Genomic DNA, 21742 nt, shown 5'->3' with positions numbered 1-21742 from the left:
GAAAAAGAGGGGCGCCAACGGCGCAGGCGTGCCGGCGCAGGAGTAGGCGCACAGGCACAGGCAGGCGGCCCGGCGCGCGGGCTTAGGCCGTGGCCCGGGATGCGAGGGGGGCGGGCAGCAAGGGTGGAGCGCGTGGTGGAAAGGGCGCCCGGCTGAGGGGCGCCAGATGCCAGTCGGGCAACGCTTGCTGCACGGCAGGCGCTGGTGCCGGCAGCCGGGCCACGGGGGATGAGGCGCCGGACGCAGCAGCCAGCGCCGGCAGGCACAGGGGGCACTCCAGGGTGTGGCCGCTGGCGTCGGGCTGGGCGTCGGCGCCGGCGATGGCTGCGGCCACCCAGCGCACTTGGCCCGATGCCGTGCAAACGCGTTCCAGCAGCGCCCTGGAGTGCGTCAACGGCGCCAGGCCGGCCACCAGCAGCACCACGGCAAAGCACGCCAGCAGCCAGCGTGCCGTGCGGCGGCGTGTGGAGGAGCGCAGACTGGGCATGGTGGCGTGGATTATGGCGGCGCTGGGTGCGTGCGGCCACAATCGAGCTGGCCATCGACCCATCGATCACGCCACCAACCCCTCGCACAAGGAGCCATGACATGCCGCACGATGACCTGCAACACGACTTCGACGCCCTGCTGCCGGGGGCCAGCGATGGCTCGCGCCGCAGCGCCCTGCGCCTGATGCTGGGCGCTGGCTACGCGGCAGCCGCAGCGCCAGTGCTGGCGCAGAACGCCATCCGCACCTCCGCCGATGGCCTGGTGTCGGGCGAAGTCCATATCGATGCGCCCCAGGGCTTCAAGCTGCCGGCCTACCGGGCCGCTCCGGCCGGGCGCAAGGACTTGCCGGTGGTGCTGGTCATCCAGGAGGTCTTCGGCGTGCATGACTACATTGCCGACACCTGCCGCCGCCTGGCCCGGGCTGGCTATCTGGCCATCGCCCCCGAGCTGTTCGCACGCCAGGGGGACCCCATGGAATACGGCGAACTGGCGCGCCTGATGAGCGAGCTGGTCGCCAAGGTGCCCGATGAGCAGGTGCTGGCCGACCTGGATGCCTGCGTGCGCTGGGCCGGCGCCAATGGCGGCAATGCCGGCAAGGTGGCCATCACCGGCTTTTGCTGGGGCGGACGCATCACCTGGCTGTATGCCGCGCACGGCCCGGTCAAGGCCGGCGTGGCTTGGTATGGCCGGCTGGTGGGCAAGCACGATGCCATGACGCCGCGCAATCCCATCGACGTGGCCGCGCAGCTCAAGGCGCCGGTGCTGGGCCTGTATGGCGGAGACGACAGCGGCATCCCGCTGGACACGGTGGAGCAGATGAAGGCCGCGCTGGCCAAGGGCACGCCTGCTGCGCGCACCTCGCGGTTCGTGGTCTATCCGGATGCGCCCCACGCCTTTCACGCCGACTACCGTGCCAGCTTTCGCCAGCAGCCCGCCGAGGACGGCTGGCAGCAGATGCTGGACTGGTTCGAGCGCCACGGCGTGCGCTGAGCCAGGCCGGCACTGGTTTTTACGGCGCCGGAAACGACTGCGCCGGCGCGTCCCGCATGACCTTGTCCGGCGTCATGGGTGTGCTGCGCAGGCGCCGGCCCGTGGCGTGGTGGATGGCGTTGGCCACGGCAGCGGCCACGCCGACGATGCCGATCTCGCCCACGCCCTTGGCGCCGATGCGGCTTACGATGCGGTCGTCCTCGTGTACGAAGATCACGTCGATGTCCGGGATGTCGGCGTTGGCTGCGACGTGGTATTCGGCCAGGCTGTGGTTCATGAAGCGGCCCAGTGCGTGGTCGGTGTGCGTCTCCTCGTGCAGTGCCTGGCTGATGCCCCAGACCACGCCGCCCGAGATCTGGCTGCGCGCCGTGCGGGCGCTGATGATGCGCCCGGCGGCCACGGCACTGACCACCCGGGTGACGCGCACGGTGCCCAGCTCCTCGTCCACGCAGACCTCGCAGAACACCGCCGAGTGCGTGGTGCGGATGTAGTTCTTCTGCTTGAGCACATTGGGCAGCAGCAGGTACTGCATGTCGATCTCGCTTTTGCCGGCCTGCGCCAGCAGCCGCGCATAGGGCAGGGCGGCCTCGGGCCTCATGCGCAGCCGGATGGCGCCGCCGGCAAACTCCACCTCGCGAAAACGCGCATCGGCAAAGCCCGCGCCCTCGACCTGGCGCGCCAGCCGCCACAGCTCGCGCTGGATCTTCTCGCAGGCGCCGGCCACCGCCGAGCCCACGGTGGCCATGTGTGAGGAGCCGCCCTCGATGGGCGCCACGGGCAGGTTGGAATCGCCCAGCATGAAGCTGACCTGCTCCAGCGGCAGGCCGAGCATGTCGGCGGCCAGCAGGCTCATGGCAGTGAAGGTGCCGGTGCCGATGTCGCTGGCGGCGCTGCCCACTACCAGACGGCCATCGGCGTGCAGCACGGCGCGCGCGCGGGCAAACATCTGCATGGCGTCCCAGGTGCCGGTGGCCATGCCCCAGCCGACCCATTCACGGCCACGGCGCATGGAGCGCGGCGCTGGCGGGCGGCGGTGCCAGCCAAAGCGCTCGGCGGCCTGCTCGTAGCAGGCGCGCAGCTCCTTGGTGGAGTAGGGCAAGTCCCTGCTTGCATCGTGCTCGGTGTAGTTCTTCAGGCGCAGCGCCAGCGGATCCATGTGCAGGGCATAGGCCAGCTCGTCCATGGCGATCTCCAGCGCATAGACGCCGTGCGCCGCGCCGGGCGCACGCATGTCGATGGGCGTGTACTGATCCAGCGGCACCAGCCGATAGTCCAGGCGCACGTTGTCGCACTGATAGAGCTGGCCCGACCAGTTGACGACCACTTCCACGTAGTCCTCGAAGCGCGAGGTCTCGGCAATGGCCTCATGCACCACGGCGCGCAGGCTGCCGTCCAGCTCTGCCGCCAGCTTCACGCGCTGCCAGGTCTCGGGCCGGTGGCCGAAGGTGAACTGCTGCTGGCGCGTGAGCACCACGCGCGCCGAGCGCTTGAGGTGCAGCGCCGCCATGGTGGCCAGCACCAGGTTGTACTGCGGGCGCAGACCCGAGCCAAAGGCCCCGCCGACGAACGGATTGCGCACCGTGACCTTGTCCTTGGACAGGCCGAACACGCGCGAGACCAGCCAGCGGCAGTTCTGCGCGCCCTGGCTCTTGTCGTAGATGGTCAGGTGCCCGTCCTCGCCGTACACGACGGTGGAGGCGTGCATCTCCATCGGGTTGTGGTGCTCCACGCCGCTGTAGAAGGTCGCGTCCACCTTGACCGGTGCGGCGCGATAAGCGGCGTCGGCGTCGCCGCGCGGCTTGGGCGGCGGTGAATAGCCGGCCTTGAGGCGGCTGGGTTCGCGCGCCCGCGCCAGGTCGGCGACCAGATTGGTCTCGTGGGGTTGCTGCTCGTATTCGATGGCCACCAGCCGTGCTGCCGCGCGCGCGGCCTCGAAGGTTTCGGCCAGCACCAGCGCCACGGGCTGGCCGCTGTAGCGCACTTCGGCGTCCAGCAGGGGCTTGAAGGGGCTGCCGCCGGGGGCTGTCATGTCCTTGTAGAACAAGTCCATGGAGCGGATCCTGGGCCGGTTGTCATGCGTGAGCACGTCCAGCACACCCGGCACGGCCCGCGCGCGGGCGCTGTCGATGCGCACGATGCGCCCGCGCGCGATGGTGCTGTTGACTACCACGCCCCAGGCCAGGTCGGGCGCGGCGTATTCCGCCGAATACAGCGCCTGGCCGGTGACCTTCAGGCGCCCATCCACGCGCGGCACCGACTGGCCGATGCGCACCTCGCCGGTGCCAGGTTCGGCCACCGGCTGCTGGCTGTCCTGCGGGGCTGGGTTCATGCCGCGTGCTCCTGAAGAAAGATGGTGGCGGCCAGCTCCCCGGTGTTGGTCAGCTCGCCGGCCTGCGCCATCTCCAGCGCGTGCACGATGGCGCGGCGCGCCAGGGCAAGCTTGAAGGCATTGCTGCCCGGGCCGTTCGGGCTGCCCCAGGTCTGCGCGGGCGCCAGCAACGCATCGGCAGCGCGTGCAAAAGTCTCGGCGCCGGGCGGCTGGCCTTCCAGCAGGCTTTCCGCCTCCAGGTCGCGCCAGGGCCTGTGCGCTACGCCGCCCAGCGCCAGGCGTGCATGGCGCATCAGGCCGCCCTCGTCGAGCTCGAACGCCGCAGCCACCGAAACCAGCGCGAAGGCGTAGGAGGCGCGTTCGCGGATCTTCAGATAGGCGCTGTGCCGGGCGTAGCCGCGCGCGGGCAGCTCGATGTGCGTGATCAGTTCGTCGGGCTCCAGGGTGGTGTCGCGCTGCGGCTCGTCGCCCGGCAGGCGGTGGAAGTCGGCAAAGGCGATGGTGCGCGCGCCACGGCTGGACTGCACATGCACGCTGGCCTGCAGCGCCGCCAGCGCCACGCACATGTCGGACGGGTGGGTGGCGATGCACGCCTCGCTGGTGCCCAGGATGGCCAGCTGGCGCGCCAGACCGGTCTTGGCCGGGCAGCCGCTGCCGGGTTCGCGCTTGTTGCACGGCACGCCCACGTCATAGAAGTAGTAGCAGCGCGTGCGCTGCAGCAGGTTGCCGCCGTTGGTGGCCATGTTGCGCAGCTGCGGCGAGGCCCCGGCCAGGATGGCGGCGGACAGCAAGGGGTAGCGCTGGCGCACCAGCGGGTGCCTGGCGGTGTCGGCGTTGCGTGCCAGTGCGCCCAGCGCGAGGCCGCCAGCGGGCGTCTCCTCGATGGACGCCAGCGGCACTCGCGTGATGTCCACCAGCCGTGTGGGCTGCAGCACGTCTTCCTTCATCAGATCCAGCAAATTGGTGCCGCCGGCAATGAAGCGCGCGCCGGGGCCGATGGCGGCCAGCGCTGCGGCCATGTCGGCGGCGGCGGTGTAGTCGAAGGCTCTCATGCTGCCTCCAGGCGCTGCGCCGGGGTTGGTGCTGGAGCTGTTACCGCTGCTGCACTGCCGGCCAGCGCCACTTCGGCCACAGCCTTGACGATCTGTGGATAGGCGCCGCAGCGGCACAGGTTGCCGCTCATGCGCTCGCGGATGTCGCCGACGTGGCGCACGCCGCCCTCGTTCATCAGGCCCACGGCGGAGCACAGCTGGCCCGGCGTGCAGTAGCCGCACTGGAAGGCGTCGTGGTCGATGAAGGCCTGCTGCAGCGGGTGCAGCGCATCGCCCTCGGCGCCGATCAGCGCCGGCAAGCCCTCCACGGTGGTGATGTCGGCGCCGTCCAGCATCACCGCCAGCGCCAGGCAGGAGTTGATGCGCCGGCCATCGACCAGCACCGTGCAGGCGCCGCACTGGCCGTGGTCGCAGCCCTTTTTGGTGCCGCTCAGGTGCAGGCGCTCGCGCAGCAGATCCAGCAGCGTGACCCAGGCGGGCAGATCGAGTTCATGTCCGATGCCATTGATGTGCAGCTGCACGCGGTGGGTCGAGGCAATACGCGGCACAGGAGCCGGCTGCTGCGGTGCTTCGTGGGTGCTGGGGCGCATGGGTTTCCTTCGCTGTCGGAGCGGCCAGTATTGGGACTTGCCGGCTGCCGTGTGTAGGACGGCTGCGCCCGGGAGCGTTGGCAGGATAAAGGGCGGGCTGCGCCGGTAGCTGGCAGGTTGCTGCAGGAACATCTGTTTTTTGGGCAAAATCCGCCCTTTTCGCAATCAGGATAAGCGCAGGAAGCTATGGTTTTGCTAGCAATCGTCGTCGCCACACTGGCCGCCGGCATCGGCAGCGTGTGGCTGGCCGAGCTCTCCCTGCGCCTGGGCCTGGGCGGCAATGGCCGTGTCGGGCCACAGCATCTGCTGAGTCTGGCTGCCGGTGCGCTGCTGGCCACGGCCTTCATGCACCTGCTGCCCGAGGCCTTCGAGGATGGCGCCAGCGTGCAGCCGCTGTTTGCCACGCTGCTGGTGGGGCTGGTGTTCTTCTTCCTGCTGGAAAAGGCCGAGCTGTGGCACCACGGGCATGAGAACGCGGCGGGTGGGATACACCACGGCCATTCACATGGACACGCGCACGAACACGAGCATCAGCACCACGGCCACCGGCACGGCCACGGCGGCTGGACGCTGCTCACCGGCGACAGCGTGCATTGCTTTGGCGATGGCGTGCTGATCGCCTCGGCCTTCATGGCCGATCTGCACCTGGGGCTGGTGGCGGCGCTGTCGGTGCTGGCCCACGAGGTGCCACACCACGTAGGTGACCTGATCGTGCTGCGCCAGCGCGGCGCGGCGCGCAGCGTGGCGCTGCTCAAGGTGTCGCTGGCCGGTGCGGTGTCGGTGCTGGGTGGGCTGGTGGGCTATTTCCTGATCGGCCACTGGCAGGGTGCGCTGCCGTATTTCCTGGTCGTGGCCTCCAGCAGCTTCATCTATGTCGCCCTGGCCGATCTGATTCCGCAGTTGCAGCGGCGTCTGCCGGCGGCGCAGGCGGCGCTGCAGGTGGCCTGGCTGATCGTGGGCATCACCCTGGTGACCCTGGCCAGCTATCTGGCCCATCATCTGGAGCATTGAGGGCGGGTGCGCGGCCTCGGTGGCCCTTCCGAGAGGGGCCGAGTGCAGCCTCTTGGCGCCACGCACAGCCTCCTTGATCCACGCTGGCGCAGCGCCTCAGCCGCTCAGTGCCTCGCGCACCGCCGTCACCTGCCGGCGCGAGACCGGCAGCGGCTGCGCCAGCCCGTGCAGGCGCACGGCCCAGCTTTCGCCTTCGCTGCCCTCGGCGCTGCCCTCGCGTATCAGGGCGCGCAGGGCGCGGCGTGCCACCAGGGTACTGCGGTGGATGCGCAGGAAGTGCTCAGGGTGGCGCGCCTCCAGCTCGGTCAGGGCATCGTCCAGGATGTAGCTGCGCGAGAGTGTGCGCACGGTGACGTATTTCAGCTCGGCGCGCAGGTACAGCACCTCGGCCAGAGGCACGCGCTCGGTGCGGCCGCGCTCGTGGATGAGTAGCGCCTCGCCGTCGTGCAGCGGCAGGGGCGCGCTGGCCGGGGCGCCGCCGATGGCCAGGGCGCGCGCGCGCTGCGCCTTGGCCAGGGCCTGCTGCAGGCGCTCCAGGCGCACCGGCTTGGTCAGGTAGTCGGCAGCGTCCAGCTCGAAGGCGTCCAGCGCATGGTCGGTGTGCGCGGTGACGAAGACGATGGCCGGCGGCTCGGCCAAGCGCTGCAGCTCGTGCGCCAGTGCCAGGCCGTCCATGCCAGGCATACGGATGTCCAGCAGCAGCACATCCACCGGATGCGCTGCTGGGTCGGCGAGCAGCGCCAGCGCCTCGCCGGCGTGCCGCGCCTCGCTGACCTGATGGCCGGCCCGGCAATCGTCCAGCAGGCGGCGCAGGCGGCTGCGCGCCAGGGCTTCATCGTCCACGATCAGGATGTGCATGGGGCAAAGGGGGACAGGATGGCCGCCCCGGCAGTGCGGCGGCGCTATCGATCGGGCGATTGTGCCGCGCCGGCCTGCTCGCGCTGTGCCAGCTGCCAGAACACGCGCACGATCCAGGCCACGGCCAGGGCTGCAGCCAGCGCGATCAGCCAGCGGCCCAGGCGCTCCTGATCGTCGAGCAGATAGGCGTTGCACAGGCGCAGCGGCGAATCGACATAGAGCTGCCCGACCACCACCATCATGGGCAGGACGTTGCCCAGGAAGAAGCCCTGTACCACCCGCCCCGCCGGCTGCCACGACAGGCGCAGCGCCGCGCCGGCCAGCACCAGGGCAGCGCACTTGAGCAGCTCGATGGCCGGCACGCGCAGCGCCAGGTCGAGCACGCGCGGCACCATCAGCACGGCCAGCACCGTCGCCGTCCAGACCAGGCCGGCGATGCCCAGGGTGTTCCAGCGTGCCAGCCGGGCGCGTGTGTCAGGGGGCAGGGCGGCAGCCAGCAGCGCGCCGGCGAGCAGCCACAGCGGAAACTGCAGCACCATGTGGCGCCACATGCTGGCCTCCAGCAGCGCGCGCAGCGGCGCCAGGGCCAGCACCAGCAGCAGCGCGGCCCCGGCGGCAGCCTGCGGCAGCGGAGCGGCCAGATGGCGCAGCCGCTGCAGGGGTGCGCCCAGGCGCGCAGCGGCGGAGGTCATGGGCTGCCCTTGCGCGCCAGGTGGCGCGCGTAGTCCAGGGCCAGTTGCTGCTCGGCCAGGTCGAACACGCGGCGCATCCGGCCCGCAGCATCGAAGACCAGCAGCGCGGCGTTGTGCTCGTAGTCGCCGCGCCCGTCGGGGATGACGACCACACCCAGGTGTGCCAGCAGCGCCTGTTCCTCGCGCGCATCGGGCACGCGCACGAAGCGCCACAAGCCGTCCTCGGCGCGCAGTCCATGTGCGTAGCGCCGCAGCGCCGGCGCATCGTCGCGGGTGCCGTCGAAGCTGATGGACAGCAGGCGTACGCCCGAGTCCTGCCCGGCTGCCATATCGGCCTGCAGCGCTGCCTGCAACTGCTGAAAGCTGCTGCCCAGCGACAGGCAGATGGTCTCGCAATACGTGTAGAAGAAATCCACGATGGTGGCGCCGCCCCGGGACTGCTGCGGGGCGCCGGCTTGCTCCGGCACACCGGCCAGCAGCGCCGGCAGGGCTGTCTGCCGTCCGGCGCCGTCCTGCGCCTGTACGGCAGGCATGGGCACCGGGCGCAAGGCGACTTCCAGCCGGCGCGCGCCCTCGTCCGTCCAGACCTGGAAGTCGTGCGTCAGCCAGCCGGCAGCGGCCCAGCCGGCCAGCAGCATGACAAGGCTGAGGAGGGCAGTGCGCAACACTACTGTTTCAAAGCCTCCAGCTCAGCCTGGCCCTCGAAGGGTGTCTTGCGCTCGCTGCCGGCGCGCTCCTTGGCGAACAGCTCATCGCTCAGCGCCTCGGCCTGGTTGGCCCAGCTGCTGCGGATGTAGCTGGCCACGCCGGCCAGCTCGGCATCGCTCAGCTGGGCGAAGGCTGGCATGGAGCCCTGGTACTTGTTGCCGGCCACGGTGATCTCGCCGTTGATGCCGTGCAGCAGGATGTTGGCCAGCACGCGGGCGTCGCCGGTGACCCATTCCGAGCCATCGAGCGGCGGGAACACCCCCGGCAGACCCTTGCCCGTGGCCTGGTGGCAGGCCGCGCACTGGGCGGCAAAGATGGCCTTGCCATCGACGGCGGCGCCAGCGGCCGGGGCCGCCGGGCCGGCCAGGTCGGCCACGGTGCGCTGGTCGCCCAGGCGCGAGTGCGTCAGCGGCTCGGACAGGAAGATGTAGAGCACGCCGAAGACCACCAGCGCCAGGGTCACGCCCACGGCCAGCAGCGGGATGGGGCGGATGCTTTCCTCGGGATCGGCGTGCTCGCGCTGCTGCGCCTTCCAGTCAGGTGACGGTTGTTGCATGGCGGGCCTCCTCAGGATGCCGCCGCCGGTGCGGCGGCAGGGGCGGGTGCAGGAGCAGAAGCAGGAGCGGGGGCAGCGGCGCCGGCGGCATCCTTGGGCTCGGGCGGCAGCACCGGGTAGCTGCGGTTGAGCGACTGCAGGTACTTGACCAGATCCAGCGCCTCGGGCGTGGCTACGACCACCTTGCCCGCCGGCGTGTAGCCCGGCGGCAGTTTCAGCACCTCGTCGCCCGCCTCGGCCTTGTTCTTGATGTCGAACAGATAGGGGTAGGACGGCATGATGGAGCCGGGCACGTAGGCGCGCGGCTGGTACAGGTGGCCCAGGTGCCAGTCGCGGCTGGGCTGGCGCACGCCGATGTTCATCAGATCCGGCCCGGTGCGCATACTGCCCAGCAGGTGCGGACGGTCGTAGCTGTAGTCGGCGGGCACGGTGGCACGGCCCCAGCCGCGTTCGGCATCAGGCCCGAAGCTCTTGTCGCGCGGCTGTTGCGTATGGCAATAGACGCAGCCGTTGGCGATGTAGCTGGCGCGCCCGCGCAGCTCGGCGCTGGTGTAGGGCTTCAGACCCTCGGGCGGCTTGACATCGCGCACCTGGATGTAGGGCAGCACCACCAGGGCGGCGGTGGCCAGGCCGAGCGTCACCATGGCGCCGGCGGCGAGTTTGACTTCATTCTCCATGAGCCAGCTCCAGTTTCTGTGCGCGCTTGGCTGCAAACAGCGCCGCACCCGTGCGCTCGGGGCCGAAGCGCAGCGCCATGGCCAGGAAGTGGCCGACAAAGATGACCTGGCTGGCCACCATCAGCGCGCCGCCCAGGCTGCGCGACTTGAGCCACGGCATGGTCACGGCCACCGAGTCCATGAAGGGGCGGGCCGCATCCAGCATGTACACGCCCTGCAGCCAGCCGCCATACGACAGGCCGATGAAATAGATCAGGATGCCGATGGCCGCCAGCCAGAACTGCAGCGTGATCAGGCGCGGATACGGCCACTCCCAGTGCAGCACGCGCGGCATCATGAAATAGATGGCGCCAAACAGCACCATGGTCACGAAGCCATAGGCGCCCAGGTGGGCGTGGGCCACGGTGAAATGCGTGAAGTGCGTGATCTGGTTGATCGAGCGCAGCGCCTCGAACGAGCCCTGCACCGACGACAGCATGTACATCAGCCCGCCGAACATCATGAAGCGCAGCGTCGGCGAGTGGCGCGCCAGGTGCGTGCGGCCCCACATGGTGCCGGCCATATTGATGGAGAACGCCGCCACCGGCACGATCATCATCATGCTCTGCACGATGGACAGCGTGATCAGCCAGCCCGGCACCGGCCCGCCCACCAGGTGGTGGCCGCCGACCTGGGCATAAAAAAACGCCAGCGTCCAAAAGCCCAGGATGGACAGGTTGTACGAGCGCACCGGCCGGGCAATGATCTTGGGCAGGAAGTAGTAGATGGCGCCCACGCTCACCGGCGTGAACCACAGGCCCAGCACGTTGTGGCCGTACCACCAGTTCATGGTCGCCTGCTGCACGCCGTAATGCACGCCCGGCAGCTTGGCCACCAGGAACAAGAGCGTGATCCACAGCAGGGCTGCGACGTGGTACCAGACGGTGACGTACAGCGACTCGACCTTGCGGTTGACCAGCGTGTAGAGCACCGGGCCGATGATGCAGACCATGCCGGCGACGATGAACAGGCCGATCTGCCAGGGCATCTCCAGGTACTCCATGCCATCCGTCCAGCCCGCGCCGATGGCGCCGATGCCGCTGGCAATGGCGATGTTGATCAGCGCGCCGCCCAGCATGACCCACATGGCGCCCATCAGCGGCGTGCGCAGCAGGCGCGGCAGCAGCCAGATGATGACGCCCAGCGAGGCGTTGGTGATCCAGCCATAGAGCACGGCTGTGAGGTGGACGGTGCGAATGCGGCCAAACGTCATCCAGGCCTCGCTGACCAGCCAGTCGGGCATGTGCAGCTTCAGCGATGCCGTCAGGCCCGCCACCGAACCCAGCACCAGCCACATGCAGGCAAAGGCGATGAACATGAAGACCGGGAAGGCGCTGGAGCGGTCGGCCTCCTGGCGCTGCTCCAGCTCATGCGCGTCGGGCAGGTGCATGGGCGCGTCGCCCTTTTCGGCGGCGGCCGCCTGCAGCTCGGCGCGCTCGCCCGGCTGCAGCGCCGGGTCGTCCACCTTGCCAATCTCTCCGTTGGCGAAGATGACCGAGGCAGCCCTCGGGTTTTCCATCAGCAGGCCCTTGCGCATCGACCAGATGAACACGAACAGTCCAATGATCGACAGCAGGAAGGCGCCCAGCAGGCTCATGACGGCACTGTCCATGGCCGGTTTCCTCTCTGGTTCTCGAATGGCGCGTGCCGGGCGCCGAAACTTGATGCAACGCAAGGGAGCAAAAGCTCACCCGTGCTACGCATGGCCAGGTGATTGTAAAGTTCAAGTTACATGAATCTTTGTAGGGGCAGGGCTACAACCCTGCTTGCCGAGCAGTCAAGCTCAGGCGCGCAGCGGCAGGGTGATGCGCACGTGGTACAGGCCCTTGTGCGCGCTGGCGCGGAAGTCGCACTCGATGTCGTGCAGCAGGCGCAGGCGCTCGCGCACATTGGCCTGGGCGATGCCGTGGCCGGCAGGTGCCGGGGTGCCTGCAGCGCGCCGGGGCAGGGTGTTGGTGATGCCTATCCGTACCTGGCTGCCGCGCAGCGCGGTGCTGATGCGCAGCTTGGCCAGGCCCTGCTCGTCGGGCTCGACCCCGTGCCGGACGGCGTTTTCCACCAGCGGCTGCAGCAGCAGCGGTGGCACCAGGGCGTTGCCGGCGCGCGCATCGAGCTGCCACTGCACGCGCATCCGCTCGCCAAAGCGCACCTGCTCGATGGCCAGGTACTTGCGCGCCAGCTCCACCTCCTCGTCCAGCGTCACCGCCTCGCCCTGCTCGACCAGGGCCTGGCGGAACAGATCGCTCAGGTCTTCCAGCAGCGCCTCGGCGCGCGCCGGTTCGTCCCGCACCAGGGCGATGGCGCTGTTGAGGGTGTTGAACAGGAAGTGCGGTCGGATGCGCGCCTGCAGCTCGGTCAGGCGCGCCGTGGTGGCCGCCGGCAGCCGGGCGCGCGCGCGCAGCGCCAGCACGGCCACCAGCAGCGTGGCGATCAGCGCGCCGCTGGCGGTGCTGGCCAGCCAGGGTGCGGCGCCGTCCAGCACGGGCGCCAGCAGCGCGCACGCGCCCAGGCCGGCCAGCGCGCCCAGCAGGGCGCCGGCGGCGTACTGCAGCGGCTCGGCCAGCCGCGCCAGGACAGGCCGGGCAGCGCAGGCAGCCAGCAGCCAGGCCAGCGTGGCCGGCAGCGCGCCGCCGGTCAGCAGGGCCAGCTGCGCCAGCCAGCCCTCGAAGCTGTCGGTGCCGAACATGGCCGCCACGCCCAGCAGCAGCTGCACCAGCAATACCGCGCGCAGCACCACGCCGACCTGGCAGGCATCGAAGACCGGCGCCCGGCCCGCCGCCGGCGCGCCCCGGGCGGCGGCGGGCGGGCGGGTCGATAAAATTTGCCGCTTTTGCATTTGCGCTCCCGCATCTGTCCTGCCACCGTGGCGCCCGCTCTGGCGCAGCCGCATCTTCACCGGATTATTGCCCTCCATGTCCTCTGCCGCCGTTCCGCCTACCCAGCCTGCCCAGTCCTCCCAGCCCTCCCAGGATCAGCTCGCCACCAAGGCGCAGGCCTGGTCGGCGCTGTTTTCCGAGCCTATGAGCGATCTGGTCAAGCGCTACACCTCCAGCGTCTTCTTCGACAAGCGCCTGTGGCAGGCCGATATTGCCGGCAGCCTGGCGCACGCCGGGATGCTGGCCGCGCAGGGCATCATCAGCGCCGAGGATCATGCGGCCATCGAGCGCGGCATGGCGCAGGTCGCCCGCGAGATCGAGGCCGGCGAGTTCGACTGGCAGCTCGACCTGGAGGACGTACACCTGAACATCGAGGCGCGCCTGACGCAGCTCGTGGGCGACGCCGGCAAGCGCTTGCACACCGGCCGCAGCAGGAACGACCAGGTGGCCACCGACGTGCGCCTGTGGCTGCGCGGCGAGATCGACCTGATCGCCGGCCTGCTGGCGGATGTGCAGCGCGCGCTGGTCGAAGTCGCCGAGCACAACGTCGATGCCATCCTGCCCGGCTTCACTCACCTGCAGGTCGCCCAGCCGGTGAGCTTTGCCCACCACCTGCTGGCCTATGTGGAAATGTTCGCGCGCGATGCCGAACGCATGAACGACGTGCGCCGGCGCGTCAACGTGCTGCCGCTGGGCAGTGCGGCGCTGGCCGGCACCACCTATGCGCTGGATCGCGAGCGCGTGGCCAAGGCCCTGGGCATGGACGGCGTGTGCCAGAACTCGCTGGACGCCGTGAGCGACCGCGACTTCGCCATCGAGTTCGCCGCCGCCGCCAGCCTGGTCATGGTTCACATCAGCCGCCTGTCCGAGGAGCTGATCGTCTGGATGAGCCAGAACTTTGCCTTTATCCGCATCGCCGACCGCTTCACCACCGGCTCCAGCATCATGCCGCAGAAGAAAAATCCGGATGTGCCGGAGCTGGCGCGCGGCAAGACGGGCCGCGTGGTCGGCCACCTGATGGGCCTGATCACCCTGATGAAGGGCCAGCCGCTGGCCTATAACAAGGACAACCAGGAAGACAAGGAGCCGCTGTTCGACACCGTCGATACGCTCAAGGACACGCTGCGCATCTTTGCCGAGATGATCGGCGGCCAGCCCGATCCGGCCACAGGCGCCAAGAGCGGCGGCATCCAGGTCAACCGCGAGAACATGCGCGCCGCCGCCCTCAAGGGCTATGCCACGGCCACCGACCTGGCCGACTACCTGGTGAAAAAGGGCCTGCCGTTTCGCGACGCGCACGAGACCGTGGCGCACGCCGTCAAGGCCGCACTGGCGCAGGGCGTCGATCTGGCGCAGCTCAGCCTGGCGCAGCTGCAGGGCTTCCACCCGGCCATCGAAGGCGATATTTTCGAGGCCCTGAGCCTGGAAGGCTCGCTGAACGCGCGCAACACCCTGGGCGGCACGGCGCCGGCCCAGGTGCGTGCGCAACTGCAACGCCATCAGGCACGCCTGAAGGCTTGAAAGCTTTTATCGACTATCAAAAACAATAGCTGTCAGTGCTTGCCTGGTAAGGGTTTGCGGCTGATTTCACTGTTATTTTGATGCTTTTTGCCCGGTTTCCAACCCTGATCCTGCGAGCACTGCCATGACCCTGACCCGACGCCGACTGCTGGCCCACACCCTGGCGGCCAGCGCCCTGCCTGCCGCCCTTGCCGCCCAGGCCGAGGGCGCGGCCAGCGCCAAGACCTTGCGCATCCTGGTGGGTTTCCCGCCCGGCGGCGGCACCGACGCCATCGGGCGGCTGCTGGCCGAGAAGCTGCGCGAGCAGCTCGGCATGACCGTGGTCGTGGAAAACCGCCCCGGCGCCGGCGGCCAGATCGCCGCGCTGGCGCTCAAGAGCGCGCCCGCCGACGGCAGCGTGCTGTTTCTGACGCACGACCACACCATTTCCATCCTGCCGCAGGTGGTCAGGAACGCCGGTTTCGAGCCGGCGCGCGACTTCGTTGCCGCTGGCGGCTTTGCCACCTTCGTCAACGGCCTGGCGGTCTCGCCCGGCACGCCGGCCAAGACCTTCCCGGAGTTCGTCGATTGGGTCAAGCGCAAGCAGGGCGGCAAGAGCGCCATCGGCATCCCGGCGCCGGCCTCGACGCCCGAGTTCCTGGTCAAGCTGCTGGGCCAGCGCTACGGCCTGGATCTGGTGTCGGCGCCGTACCGGGGCAGCGCGCCCATGATCGGCGACATGCTGGGCAACCAGATTCCTGCCGGCATCGCCTCGGTACAGGATTTCATCGAGAACCACCGCGCCGGCAAGCTGCGGATGCTGGCCGTGCTGGGCGGCAAGCGCCAGGATGCGCTGCCCGACGTGCCCACTTTCGATGAGCTGGGCCTCAAGGGTTTCGAGGACACGCCCTACTACGGCTTCTATGCCCCGGCGGGCACGCCCGAGGCGCAATTGACGCGCTTTTCCCAGGCGCTGGCGCAGGTCGTGGCGCAGCCGGCAGTGCGCGAGCAATTGGTCAATATGGGCCTGACGGTGGGCTTCATGACACCGGCGCAATTGGCCGAGCGCGAGCGCGCCTACACGGCAGTGTGGACGCGCATCATCCGCGACTCGGGCTTCACGCCGCAATAAGACACTCCTGCACGCGCCGGGCGCCCGGCGCAGCACCTGCGACAAAGGAACGCTCATGTCCTCCACCACCACATGGCGAACCGCCCGCACGCTGGCTGCGCTGTGCCTGATGGCCAGTGCCCCGCTGGCGCAGGCGCTCAGCGTGACCAGCGTGTCGCCGCAGGGCGAGGTGGCGCAGGTGCGCCAGGTGGTCGTCAAGTTCGATGGCGCCGCCGTGCAGTTTGGCGATGCGCGCGCGCCGGCACCCTTCACCCTGGCCTGCAGCGATGCCGACGCCGCGCGCGGCGCGGGCCGCTGGAACAGCGAGCGCGAATGGGTCTATGAGCTGGCGCAGGATCTGCCGCCCGGCGTGCGCTGCACCCTGAGCGCCAATTCAGGCTTCAAATCAACCGCAAACCAGCTACTGGAAAGCGCTTCCAGCTATCAATTCAATAGTGGCGGGCCGTTCGTCCAGCAGGTCTATCCCGGCTCCTGGCAGGACATCGACGAGGAGCAGGCCTTTGTGCTGCGCCTGAACGGCCCGGCTGCGCCGGCCAGCGTGGCCGAGCATGTCTGGTGCGTGGCCGAGGACGTGGGCGAGCGCATCCCCGTGCGGCTGCTGGAGGGCAAGGCGCGCGAGGAGCTGCTGGCCGCCGCGCACGTGGCCAAGGCAGCGGCCAAGGCGCCGCAGCGCTACGCGGCCCTGTCCTGTGTGCGCCGGCTCACTGCCGGCAGCCGGATGCAGCTGGTCTTTGGCGCCGGCGTGGCCACGCCCAGCGGCATCGCCAACCGCGTGGAAAAACGCTTCGACTACCAGGTGCGCGCGCCCTTTGCGCTGGATTTTTCCTGCGAACGCGAGAACGCCCAGGCCGCCTGCCTGCCGATCCGGCCCCTGCGCCTGTCCTTCAACGCGCCAGTGCCGGCCAAGCTGGCGCGCGCCATCCGCCTCAAGGGCGCGGGCCAGACGCTGGAGCCGCGCCTGGATGGCGACGGCGATGAGGATGCCGCCACGAGCGCGGCCAGCGCCACCCCGGCGGATGCGCTGGTCAACGGCGTCAGCTTCGCCCCGCCCTTTGCCGTGCAGGGCAGCTATACGCTGACGCTGCCGGCAGGTTTTGTCGATGACGCAGGCCGCGCACCGGCCAACGCGCAGAGCTTTCCCATGATCGTGGCCACCGGCGCCATGCCGCCGCTGGCCAAGTTCGCCGCCGCGCCCTTCGGCATCATCGAGCGCTACGCCGAAGGCCAGGACGGCCCGGCCCTGTTGCCGGTGACGCTGCGCAAGGTGGAGGCGCAATTGGCGGTGCAGGGCCTGCAGCCCGGCGCCGGCAGCGCCCCGGCCAACCAGCCGGCCAGCCAGGTCAGCACCCTGCAGCCCCGGGGCGACGCCGAGATCATTGCCTGGCTGCGCCGCGTGCAGCGCTACGACGACTTCTGGGTCGAGCGCAAGCAGGCCCGGCGCGACGTGCAGGCCAAGCTGCCCGCAGTGCTGGAGGATGAGGACAAAGACAGGGTGCAGTCGCGCATGGTCTCGCTGCTGGTGGGCCGCGCCGGCGTGCAGACGCTGCAGGTGCCCCATGCCGGCAAGGACGACCCGCGCCCCTTCGAGGTCGTGGGCATCCCGCTGGCGCCGGGCTTTTCCGTGGTGGAGATCGCCTCGCCGCTGCTGGGCGCCTCGCTGCTGGACGCACGCCACGGCGCGCAGCGCAGCATGTACGTGCGCACCACGGCGCTGGTGACCAACCTGGGCGTGCATTTCAAGCTCGGGCGCGAGAACGCCGCCGCCTGGGTGACCACGCTGGACAAGGGCCAGCCCGTGGCCGGCGCGCGCGTGCGCGTGTCCTCGTGCGATGGCACGGAGCTGGCCAGCGCCAATACCGACGAGCAGGGCGTCGCCCGCTTTGCCGACCTGTCGCCCGAGCCGCCGGGCTGCAGCGGCGAGGGCGAGTGGCGCCGCGCCTACTTCGTCAGCGCCCGGGCCGGGGATGATCTGGCCTTTGCCTGGAGCGATTGGCAGCGCGGCATCGAACCCTGGCGCTTCAACCTGCCCATCGGCAGCGGCGCCCAGCCCGACGTGCTGGCGCACACCATCTTCGACCGCACGCTGCTGCGCGCCGGCGAGACGCTGTCCATGAAGCACCTGCTGCGCAGCCAGACCGGGGCGGGCTTCGGCCTGCCCAAGGACAGGCCGGGCGAGCTGGTCATCACCCACGTCGGCAGCGGCCAGGAGTTCACCCAGGCGCTGCACTGGCGCGCCACGGCCACCGGCGGCCTGAGCGCGCACGGCGAGTTCAAGATCCCGCCGGCTGCCAAGCTGGGGCTGTACCAGGTGCAGTTGCGCACCAGCGAGGCAGAGCAGGGCGCACGCACTTTCGACAGCGGCAGCTTCCGCGTCGAGGAGTTTCGCCTGCCGGTGCTGCAGGGGCGCATCGCCCCGGCGGACAGCAAGACCCTGGTGCGCGCGCGCAGCCTGCCCGTCGATGTGCAGGTCAGCTATGTGGCGGGCGGGCCGGCGGCGCGGCTGCCGGTGCGCGTGTCGGCGCTGGTGCGCGAGCGCAATCTGCAGTTCGCCGACTACGACGCCTTCAGCTTCCAGGCCCGGCGCAAGGACGGCAGCGGCAACGGCAATGGCGATGGGGGCGACGAGGAGGAGGCCGCCGCGCGCCAGGATGCGCGCGTGGTGGCCGACAAGCTGGCTTTGACGCTGGACAAGAGCGGCGCAGGCCGCGTCACCATCGAGCACCTGCCCGGCGCGCGCCAGGCGCAGGAGCTGGTGCTGGAGGCCAGCTACGCCGACCCCAGCGGCGAGGTGCAGACGCTGCGCAGCACGCAGACCCTGTGGCCGGCGGCGGTGGTGGCCGGCATCAAGGCCGAGGGCTGGGCCGCCAGCAGCAGCCGCGTGCGCTTTTCGGCGTTGGCGCTGTCGCCCGATGGCCAGCCGCAGGCCGGCGTGCCGCTGGCCGTGCAGGCCATTGCCCGCAGCACCACCACCAGCAGAAAGCGCCTGGTCGGGGGCTTTTACAGCTACGACAACCAGACGCACACGCGCGACCTGGGCACCGTGTGTACCGGCAAGAGCGACAGCCGTGGGTTGCTGCTGTGCGATGTCAGGCTCGACGAGCCGGGCGAGGTCGAACTGGTGGCCACGGCGCGCGATGCCGACGGCAACGAGGCCGAGGCTGCCACGTCCATCTGGGTCACGCGCCGGGGCGAGCTGTGGTTCGGCGGCGAGGATCACGACCGCATCGATGTGCTGCCCGAGAAAAAATCCTACGCCCCCGGCGAGACCGCCCGGCTGCAAGTGCGGATGCCGTTTCGCTTCGCCACCGCGCTGGTGGCCATCGAGCGCGAGGGCGTGCTCGACACCCGCGTGGTGCAGCTGAGCGGCCAGGATCCGACCATAGAGCTGAAGATCGAGGACGGCTGGGCGCCCAACGTCTATGTCAGCGTGCTGGCGCTGCGCGGGCGCCTGCGCGAAGTGCCCTGGTACAGCTTCTTCACCTGGGGCTTCAAGGCGCCGCGCGAGTGGTGGAACGCCTTCTGGCACGAGGGGCGCGAATACGTCGCGCCCACGGCCATGGTCGATCTGGCCAAGCCGGCCTACCGCCTGGGCGTGGCCGAACTGAAGGTCGGCGCCGCCGCCCACCAGCTGGCCGTGCGCGTGCAGGCCGACCAGGCCAGCTACCCGGTGCGCGGCAAGGCGCAGGTCACCATCACCGCGCAGCTGCCCGATGGCAAGCCGGCAGCCGGGGCCGAGGTGGCGCTGGCCGCCGTCGATCAGGCGCTGCTGGAACTCATGCCCAACAGCAGCTGGAACCTGCTGGAAGCCATGCTGGCGCGGCGCTCCTGGGGCGTGGAGACCTCGACCGCGCAGATGGAGATCATTGGCCGGCGCCACTACGGCAAGAAGGCCGTGCCGGCAGGCGGCGGCGGCGGGCGGGCGCAGACGCGCGAGTTGCTCGATACGCTGCTGCTGTGGCAGCCGGCCATCCGGCTCGATGCCCAGGGCCAGGCCCGGGTCACCGTGCCGCTCAACGACGCGCTCACCACTTTCAAGGTCGTGGCCGTGGCCGATGCCGGAGTGGGGCTGTTCGGCACCGGCAGCGCCAGCATCCGCGCCACGCAGGACTTGCAGATCGTCAGTGGCCTGCCGCCGCTGGTGCGCGGCGGCGACCGGTTGCGCGCCCAGTTCACGCTGCGCAACACCACGGCGCACGCCATGCAGGTCGAAGTCAGCCCGCGCGCCACGCTGCTGGAGCTCAAGCCCCAGCGCATCGACCTGCCCGCTGGCGAGTCGCGCGAGCTGGCCTGGGACGTGACCGCCCCGAGCAGCTGGGCAGCACGCGCGTGCAGGCCCTGCTGTGGGAGATCGAGGCGCGCGATACCCGATCCGGCGCACGCGACGCCCTTAAGGTCAGCCAACGCATCGTTCCCGCCGTGCCGACCACCGTGCAGCAGGCCACGCTGGTGCAGCTGGACGGCCAGCTGACGCGCGAGGTGGCGCCGCCCGCCGGCGCGCTGCCCGGCCACGGCGGCCTGCGCCTGGCCTTCAGCCCCCGGCTGGCTGCCGGCCTGCCCGGCGTGCGCGACTGGTGGGCGCGCTACCCCTACACCTGCCTGGAGCAGCAGGCCAGCCGCGCCATCGGCCTGCAGGATGAAAAACTCTGGCAGACCATCGTGGCGCAGCTGCCGACCTATCTGGACGAGGACGGCCTGGCGCAGTACTTCCCGCCGTCCGCCGGCAGCAGCCACCGGGGCAGCGACGCCCTGAGCAGCTACCTGCTGGCGGCCTCGCACGAGGCCGCCCGGAAGCACCCGCAGTTCGCCCTGCCGCCCGAGGCGCGCGAGCCGCTGGAGCGCGGCCTGAGCGCCTTCGTCGAGGGCCGCATCCAGCGCAACTTCTGGAGCCCGCGCAAGGATCTGGACGTGCGCAAGCTCGCCGCCATCGAGGCCTTGTCGCGCTACGGCAAGGCCCAGGTGGCCATGCTCTCGAGCATCACCATCGCGCCCGACCAGTGGCCGACGCACGCCGTGATCGACTGGCTCAACGTGCTGCAGCGCCTGGACGGCATCCCGCAGCGCCAGCAGCACCGGCAGCAGGCCCTGCAGATCCTGCGCGCGCGCCTGTCCTGGCAGGGCAGCCGCGCCGGCTTTGCCACCGAGGACGGCGATGCTTGGTGGTGGCTGATGCAGGGCGCCGAGGTCAACCTGGCACGCCTGCTGCTGGCCGTGCTGGATGAGCCCGCCTGGCAGGACGACTTGCCGCGTCTGGCCAGCGGCTTCATCGCACGCCAGCAGGGTGGGGCCTGGCTGACCACCACGGCCAACCTGTGGGGCGCGCTGGCGCTGGAGCAGTTCAGCGCCAGGTTCGAGTCCACGCCGGTGGCCGGCCACACGCGCGCCAGCCTGGGCGCCGCCAGCGCTGCAGTGGACTGGGCGCAGGTGCGCCGCCTGACCAGCGCCGATGCGCAGGGCGCCATGCACCAGGCCAGCGTGTTCGGCGCACCGGCCACGCCCGGCGCCCTGACGGGCAACCAGCTGCTGCTGCCCTGGCCGGCGGCGGCAGAAGCAGGCGACAAGGGGCAGACCCTGAACGTCACCCATCAGGGTGCGGGCCGGCCCTGGCTGACGCTGCAGTCGCTGACGGCGGTGCCGGTCAGCGCGCCCTTTGCCGCCGGCTTCAGCATCAGGAAAAGCATCGCCCCCGTCGAGCAGGCCGACAAAAGCCTGCCCGCCGGCCAGTACAGCCGGGGCGACATCCTGCGCGTGACGCTGGAGGTGACCAGCAGCGCCGACATGACCTGGGTGGCCATCACCGACCCCATCCCCGCCGGCGCCACCATCCTGGGCAGCGGCCTGGGGCGCGACTCGGAGATCGCCACCGAGGGCGAGAAACGCCAGGGCCGGGGCTGGCCGGCCTACGAGGAGCGCAGCTTCGAGGCCTTGCGCAGCTACTACGAGCACCTGCCCAAAGGCTCGGTGTCCATGCAATACACCGTGCGGCTGAACAACGCCGGCGATTTCAGCCTGCCGGCCAGCCGGGTCGAAGCCCTCTATGCTCCCGAGATGTATGGTGTGGCGCCCAATGCCGGCGTCCAGGTGCGCCAGCGCTGAGCGGCGCGCTGCCCGCCCGCCCACCGTCCACCATCCCGACCACCCCAACACCCGTGAATATCACCCGCAAGTCCCAGGAGAGGCGATGACCACCACCCGCACCACCCGCACCCCCACCATCCCCCGCAGCGGCTGCGCCGCTGGCTGCAC

15 protein-coding genes and 1 pseudogene are annotated in these 21742 nt (G+C 70.2%); 5 read left to right on the top strand and 11 right to left on the bottom strand.

From position 1 onward, the window contains the following. Positions 1 to 82: 82 nt before the first annotated feature. Positions 83 to 487, bottom strand: a complete 405-nt coding sequence (locus IDM45_RS08315) for a DUF2946 family protein (protein ID WP_209422418.1) — start codon at positions 485 to 487, stop codon at positions 83 to 85. 101 nt (positions 488 to 588) lie between these two features. Between IDM45_RS08315 and IDM45_RS08310 the strand changes: the two genes are divergently transcribed. Next, positions 589 to 1479, top strand: coding sequence for a dienelactone hydrolase family protein (locus IDM45_RS08310; protein ID WP_209422417.1), 891 nt, complete (start codon positions 589 to 591; stop codon positions 1477 to 1479). A 19-nt stretch (positions 1480 to 1498) separates the two neighbouring features. Here IDM45_RS08310 and IDM45_RS08305 read toward each other — a convergent pair whose 3' ends face one another. From IDM45_RS08305 to IDM45_RS08295, 3 genes are read right to left on the bottom strand one after another with little or no spacing between them, the layout of a single operon-like run. Next, positions 1499 to 3808 carry a xanthine dehydrogenase family protein molybdopterin-binding subunit gene (locus IDM45_RS08305; protein WP_209422416.1) on the bottom strand — a complete coding sequence of 770 codons (2310 nt, stop codon included), beginning with the start codon at positions 3806 to 3808 and terminating at the stop codon, positions 1499 to 1501. Next, the gene (locus IDM45_RS08300) at positions 3805 to 4860 is read right to left on the bottom strand and encodes an FAD binding domain-containing protein (protein WP_209422415.1); all 1056 of its coding nucleotides are present in this window, start codon (positions 4858 to 4860) and stop codon (positions 3805 to 3807) included. Before IDM45_RS08300 ends, IDM45_RS08305 begins: the two co-directional genes overlap by 4 nt. Continuing rightward, a complete protein-coding gene (locus IDM45_RS08295; protein WP_209422414.1) occupies positions 4857 to 5450 on the bottom strand; it encodes a (2Fe-2S)-binding protein in 594 nt (197 codons plus the stop codon). The genes IDM45_RS08300 and IDM45_RS08295 overlap by 4 nt, the downstream gene beginning before the upstream one ends. A 186-nt stretch (positions 5451 to 5636) precedes the next feature. Here IDM45_RS08295 and IDM45_RS08290 point away from each other — a divergent pair, with 186 nt between their 5' ends. Continuing rightward, positions 5637 to 6461: a ZIP family metal transporter gene (locus tag IDM45_RS08290; protein ID WP_209422413.1), complete on the top strand. Its 825-nt coding sequence runs from the start codon at positions 5637 to 5639 to the stop codon at positions 6459 to 6461. Between the two features lie 96 nt (positions 6462 to 6557). Here the strand turns inward: IDM45_RS08290 and IDM45_RS08285 are convergent, their stop codons facing one another. From IDM45_RS08285 to IDM45_RS08255, 7 genes are all read right to left on the bottom strand, one after another. Further along, positions 6558 to 7319: a LytR/AlgR family response regulator transcription factor gene (locus tag IDM45_RS08285; protein WP_209422412.1), complete on the bottom strand. Its 762-nt coding sequence runs from the start codon at positions 7317 to 7319 to the stop codon at positions 6558 to 6560. A gap of 44 nt (positions 7320 to 7363) precedes the next feature. Further along, positions 7364 to 8011 (bottom strand): hypothetical protein, encoded by a 648-nt coding sequence (locus IDM45_RS08280; RefSeq protein ID WP_232654141.1) that lies wholly within the window; start codon positions 8009 to 8011, stop codon positions 7364 to 7366. Beyond that, a complete protein-coding gene (locus IDM45_RS08275; protein WP_209422411.1) occupies positions 8008 to 8679 on the bottom strand; it encodes an SCO family protein in 672 nt (223 codons plus the stop codon). The genes IDM45_RS08280 and IDM45_RS08275 overlap by 4 nt, the downstream gene beginning before the upstream one ends. Further along, complete coding sequence (locus tag IDM45_RS08270) at positions 8679 to 9275, bottom strand: c-type cytochrome (RefSeq protein WP_209422410.1); 597 nt, start codon at positions 9273 to 9275, stop codon at positions 8679 to 8681. Before IDM45_RS08270 ends, IDM45_RS08275 begins: the two co-directional genes overlap by 1 nt. An 11-nt stretch (positions 9276 to 9286) precedes the next feature. Next, a complete protein-coding gene (locus tag IDM45_RS08265; RefSeq protein WP_209422409.1) occupies positions 9287 to 9952 on the bottom strand; it encodes a cbb3-type cytochrome c oxidase subunit II in 666 nt (221 codons plus the stop codon). Then, positions 9942 to 11603, bottom strand: a complete 1662-nt coding sequence (locus IDM45_RS08260) for a cbb3-type cytochrome c oxidase subunit I (protein WP_209422408.1) — start codon at positions 11601 to 11603, stop codon at positions 9942 to 9944. The genes IDM45_RS08265 and IDM45_RS08260 overlap by 11 nt, the downstream gene beginning before the upstream one ends. A 171-nt stretch (positions 11604 to 11774) precedes the next feature. Continuing rightward, positions 11775 to 12827, bottom strand: a complete 1053-nt coding sequence (locus IDM45_RS08255) for a sensor histidine kinase (protein WP_209422407.1) — start codon at positions 12825 to 12827, stop codon at positions 11775 to 11777. 76 nt (positions 12828 to 12903) lie between these two features. On the opposite strand from IDM45_RS08255, the gene argH reads away from it, so the two are divergent. The 3 genes and pseudogenes from argH to IDM45_RS08240 all read left to right on the top strand — a co-directional run bounded on the left by argH (position 12904) and on the right by IDM45_RS08240 (position 21592). Continuing rightward, complete coding sequence (gene argH / locus IDM45_RS08250; protein ID WP_209422406.1) at positions 12904 to 14388, top strand: argininosuccinate lyase; 1485 nt, start codon at positions 12904 to 12906, stop codon at positions 14386 to 14388. 124 nt (positions 14389 to 14512) lie between these two features. Further along, positions 14513 to 15499, top strand: coding sequence for a Bug family tripartite tricarboxylate transporter substrate binding protein (locus IDM45_RS08245; protein WP_209422405.1), 987 nt, complete (start codon positions 14513 to 14515; stop codon positions 15497 to 15499). Between the two features lie 55 nt (positions 15500 to 15554). Further along, positions 15555 to 21592: pseudogene (locus tag IDM45_RS08240) on the top strand (alpha-2-macroglobulin family protein). Positions 21593 to 21742 lie beyond the last annotated feature (150 nt).

Source organism: Melaminivora jejuensis (assembly GCF_017811175.1).
Taxonomy (GTDB): domain Bacteria; phylum Pseudomonadota; class Gammaproteobacteria; order Burkholderiales; family Burkholderiaceae_C; genus Melaminivora; species Melaminivora jejuensis.
Note: the sequence above shows the minus strand (reverse complement) of the source record. Positions and strands in the feature narration are given on the sequence as shown.

What these genes read in the sequence shown, in the direction of transcription:
- IDM45_RS08260 (WP_209422408.1), bottom strand. Translation starts at nt 11,603, where the DNA reads ATGGACAGTGCCGTCATGAGCCTGCTGGGCGCCTTCCTGCTGTCGATC.
- IDM45_RS08305 (WP_209422416.1), bottom strand. Translation starts at nt 3,808, where the DNA reads ATGAACCCAGCCCCGCAGGACAGCCAGCAGCCGGTGGCCGAACCTGGC.
- IDM45_RS08290 (WP_209422413.1), top strand. Translation starts at nt 5,637, where the DNA reads ATGGTTTTGCTAGCAATCGTCGTCGCCACACTGGCCGCCGGCATCGGC.
- IDM45_RS08285 (WP_209422412.1), bottom strand. Translation starts at nt 7,319, where the DNA reads ATGCACATCCTGATCGTGGACGATGAAGCCCTGGCGCGCAGCCGCCTG.
- IDM45_RS08295 (WP_209422414.1), bottom strand. Translation starts at nt 5,450, where the DNA reads ATGCGCCCCAGCACCCACGAAGCACCGCAGCAGCCGGCTCCTGTGCCG.
- IDM45_RS08270 (WP_209422410.1), bottom strand. Translation starts at nt 9,275, where the DNA reads ATGCAACAACCGTCACCTGACTGGAAGGCGCAGCAGCGCGAGCACGCC.
- argH (WP_209422406.1), top strand. Translation starts at nt 12,904, where the DNA reads ATGTCCTCTGCCGCCGTTCCGCCTACCCAGCCTGCCCAGTCCTCCCAG.
- IDM45_RS08255 (WP_209422407.1), bottom strand. Translation starts at nt 12,827, where the DNA reads ATGCAAAAGCGGCAAATTTTATCGACCCGCCCGCCCGCCGCCGCCCGG.
- IDM45_RS08265 (WP_209422409.1), bottom strand. Translation starts at nt 9,952, where the DNA reads ATGGAGAATGAAGTCAAACTCGCCGCCGGCGCCATGGTGACGCTCGGC.
- IDM45_RS08280 (WP_232654141.1), bottom strand. Translation starts at nt 8,011, where the DNA reads ATGACCTCCGCCGCTGCGCGCCTGGGCGCACCCCTGCAGCGGCTGCGC.
- IDM45_RS08245 (WP_209422405.1), top strand. Translation starts at nt 14,513, where the DNA reads ATGACCCTGACCCGACGCCGACTGCTGGCCCACACCCTGGCGGCCAGC.
- IDM45_RS08300 (WP_209422415.1), bottom strand. Translation starts at nt 4,860, where the DNA reads ATGAGAGCCTTCGACTACACCGCCGCCGCCGACATGGCCGCAGCGCTG.
- IDM45_RS08315 (WP_209422418.1), bottom strand. Translation starts at nt 487, where the DNA reads ATGCCCAGTCTGCGCTCCTCCACACGCCGCCGCACGGCACGCTGGCTG.
- IDM45_RS08310 (WP_209422417.1), top strand. Translation starts at nt 589, where the DNA reads ATGCCGCACGATGACCTGCAACACGACTTCGACGCCCTGCTGCCGGGG.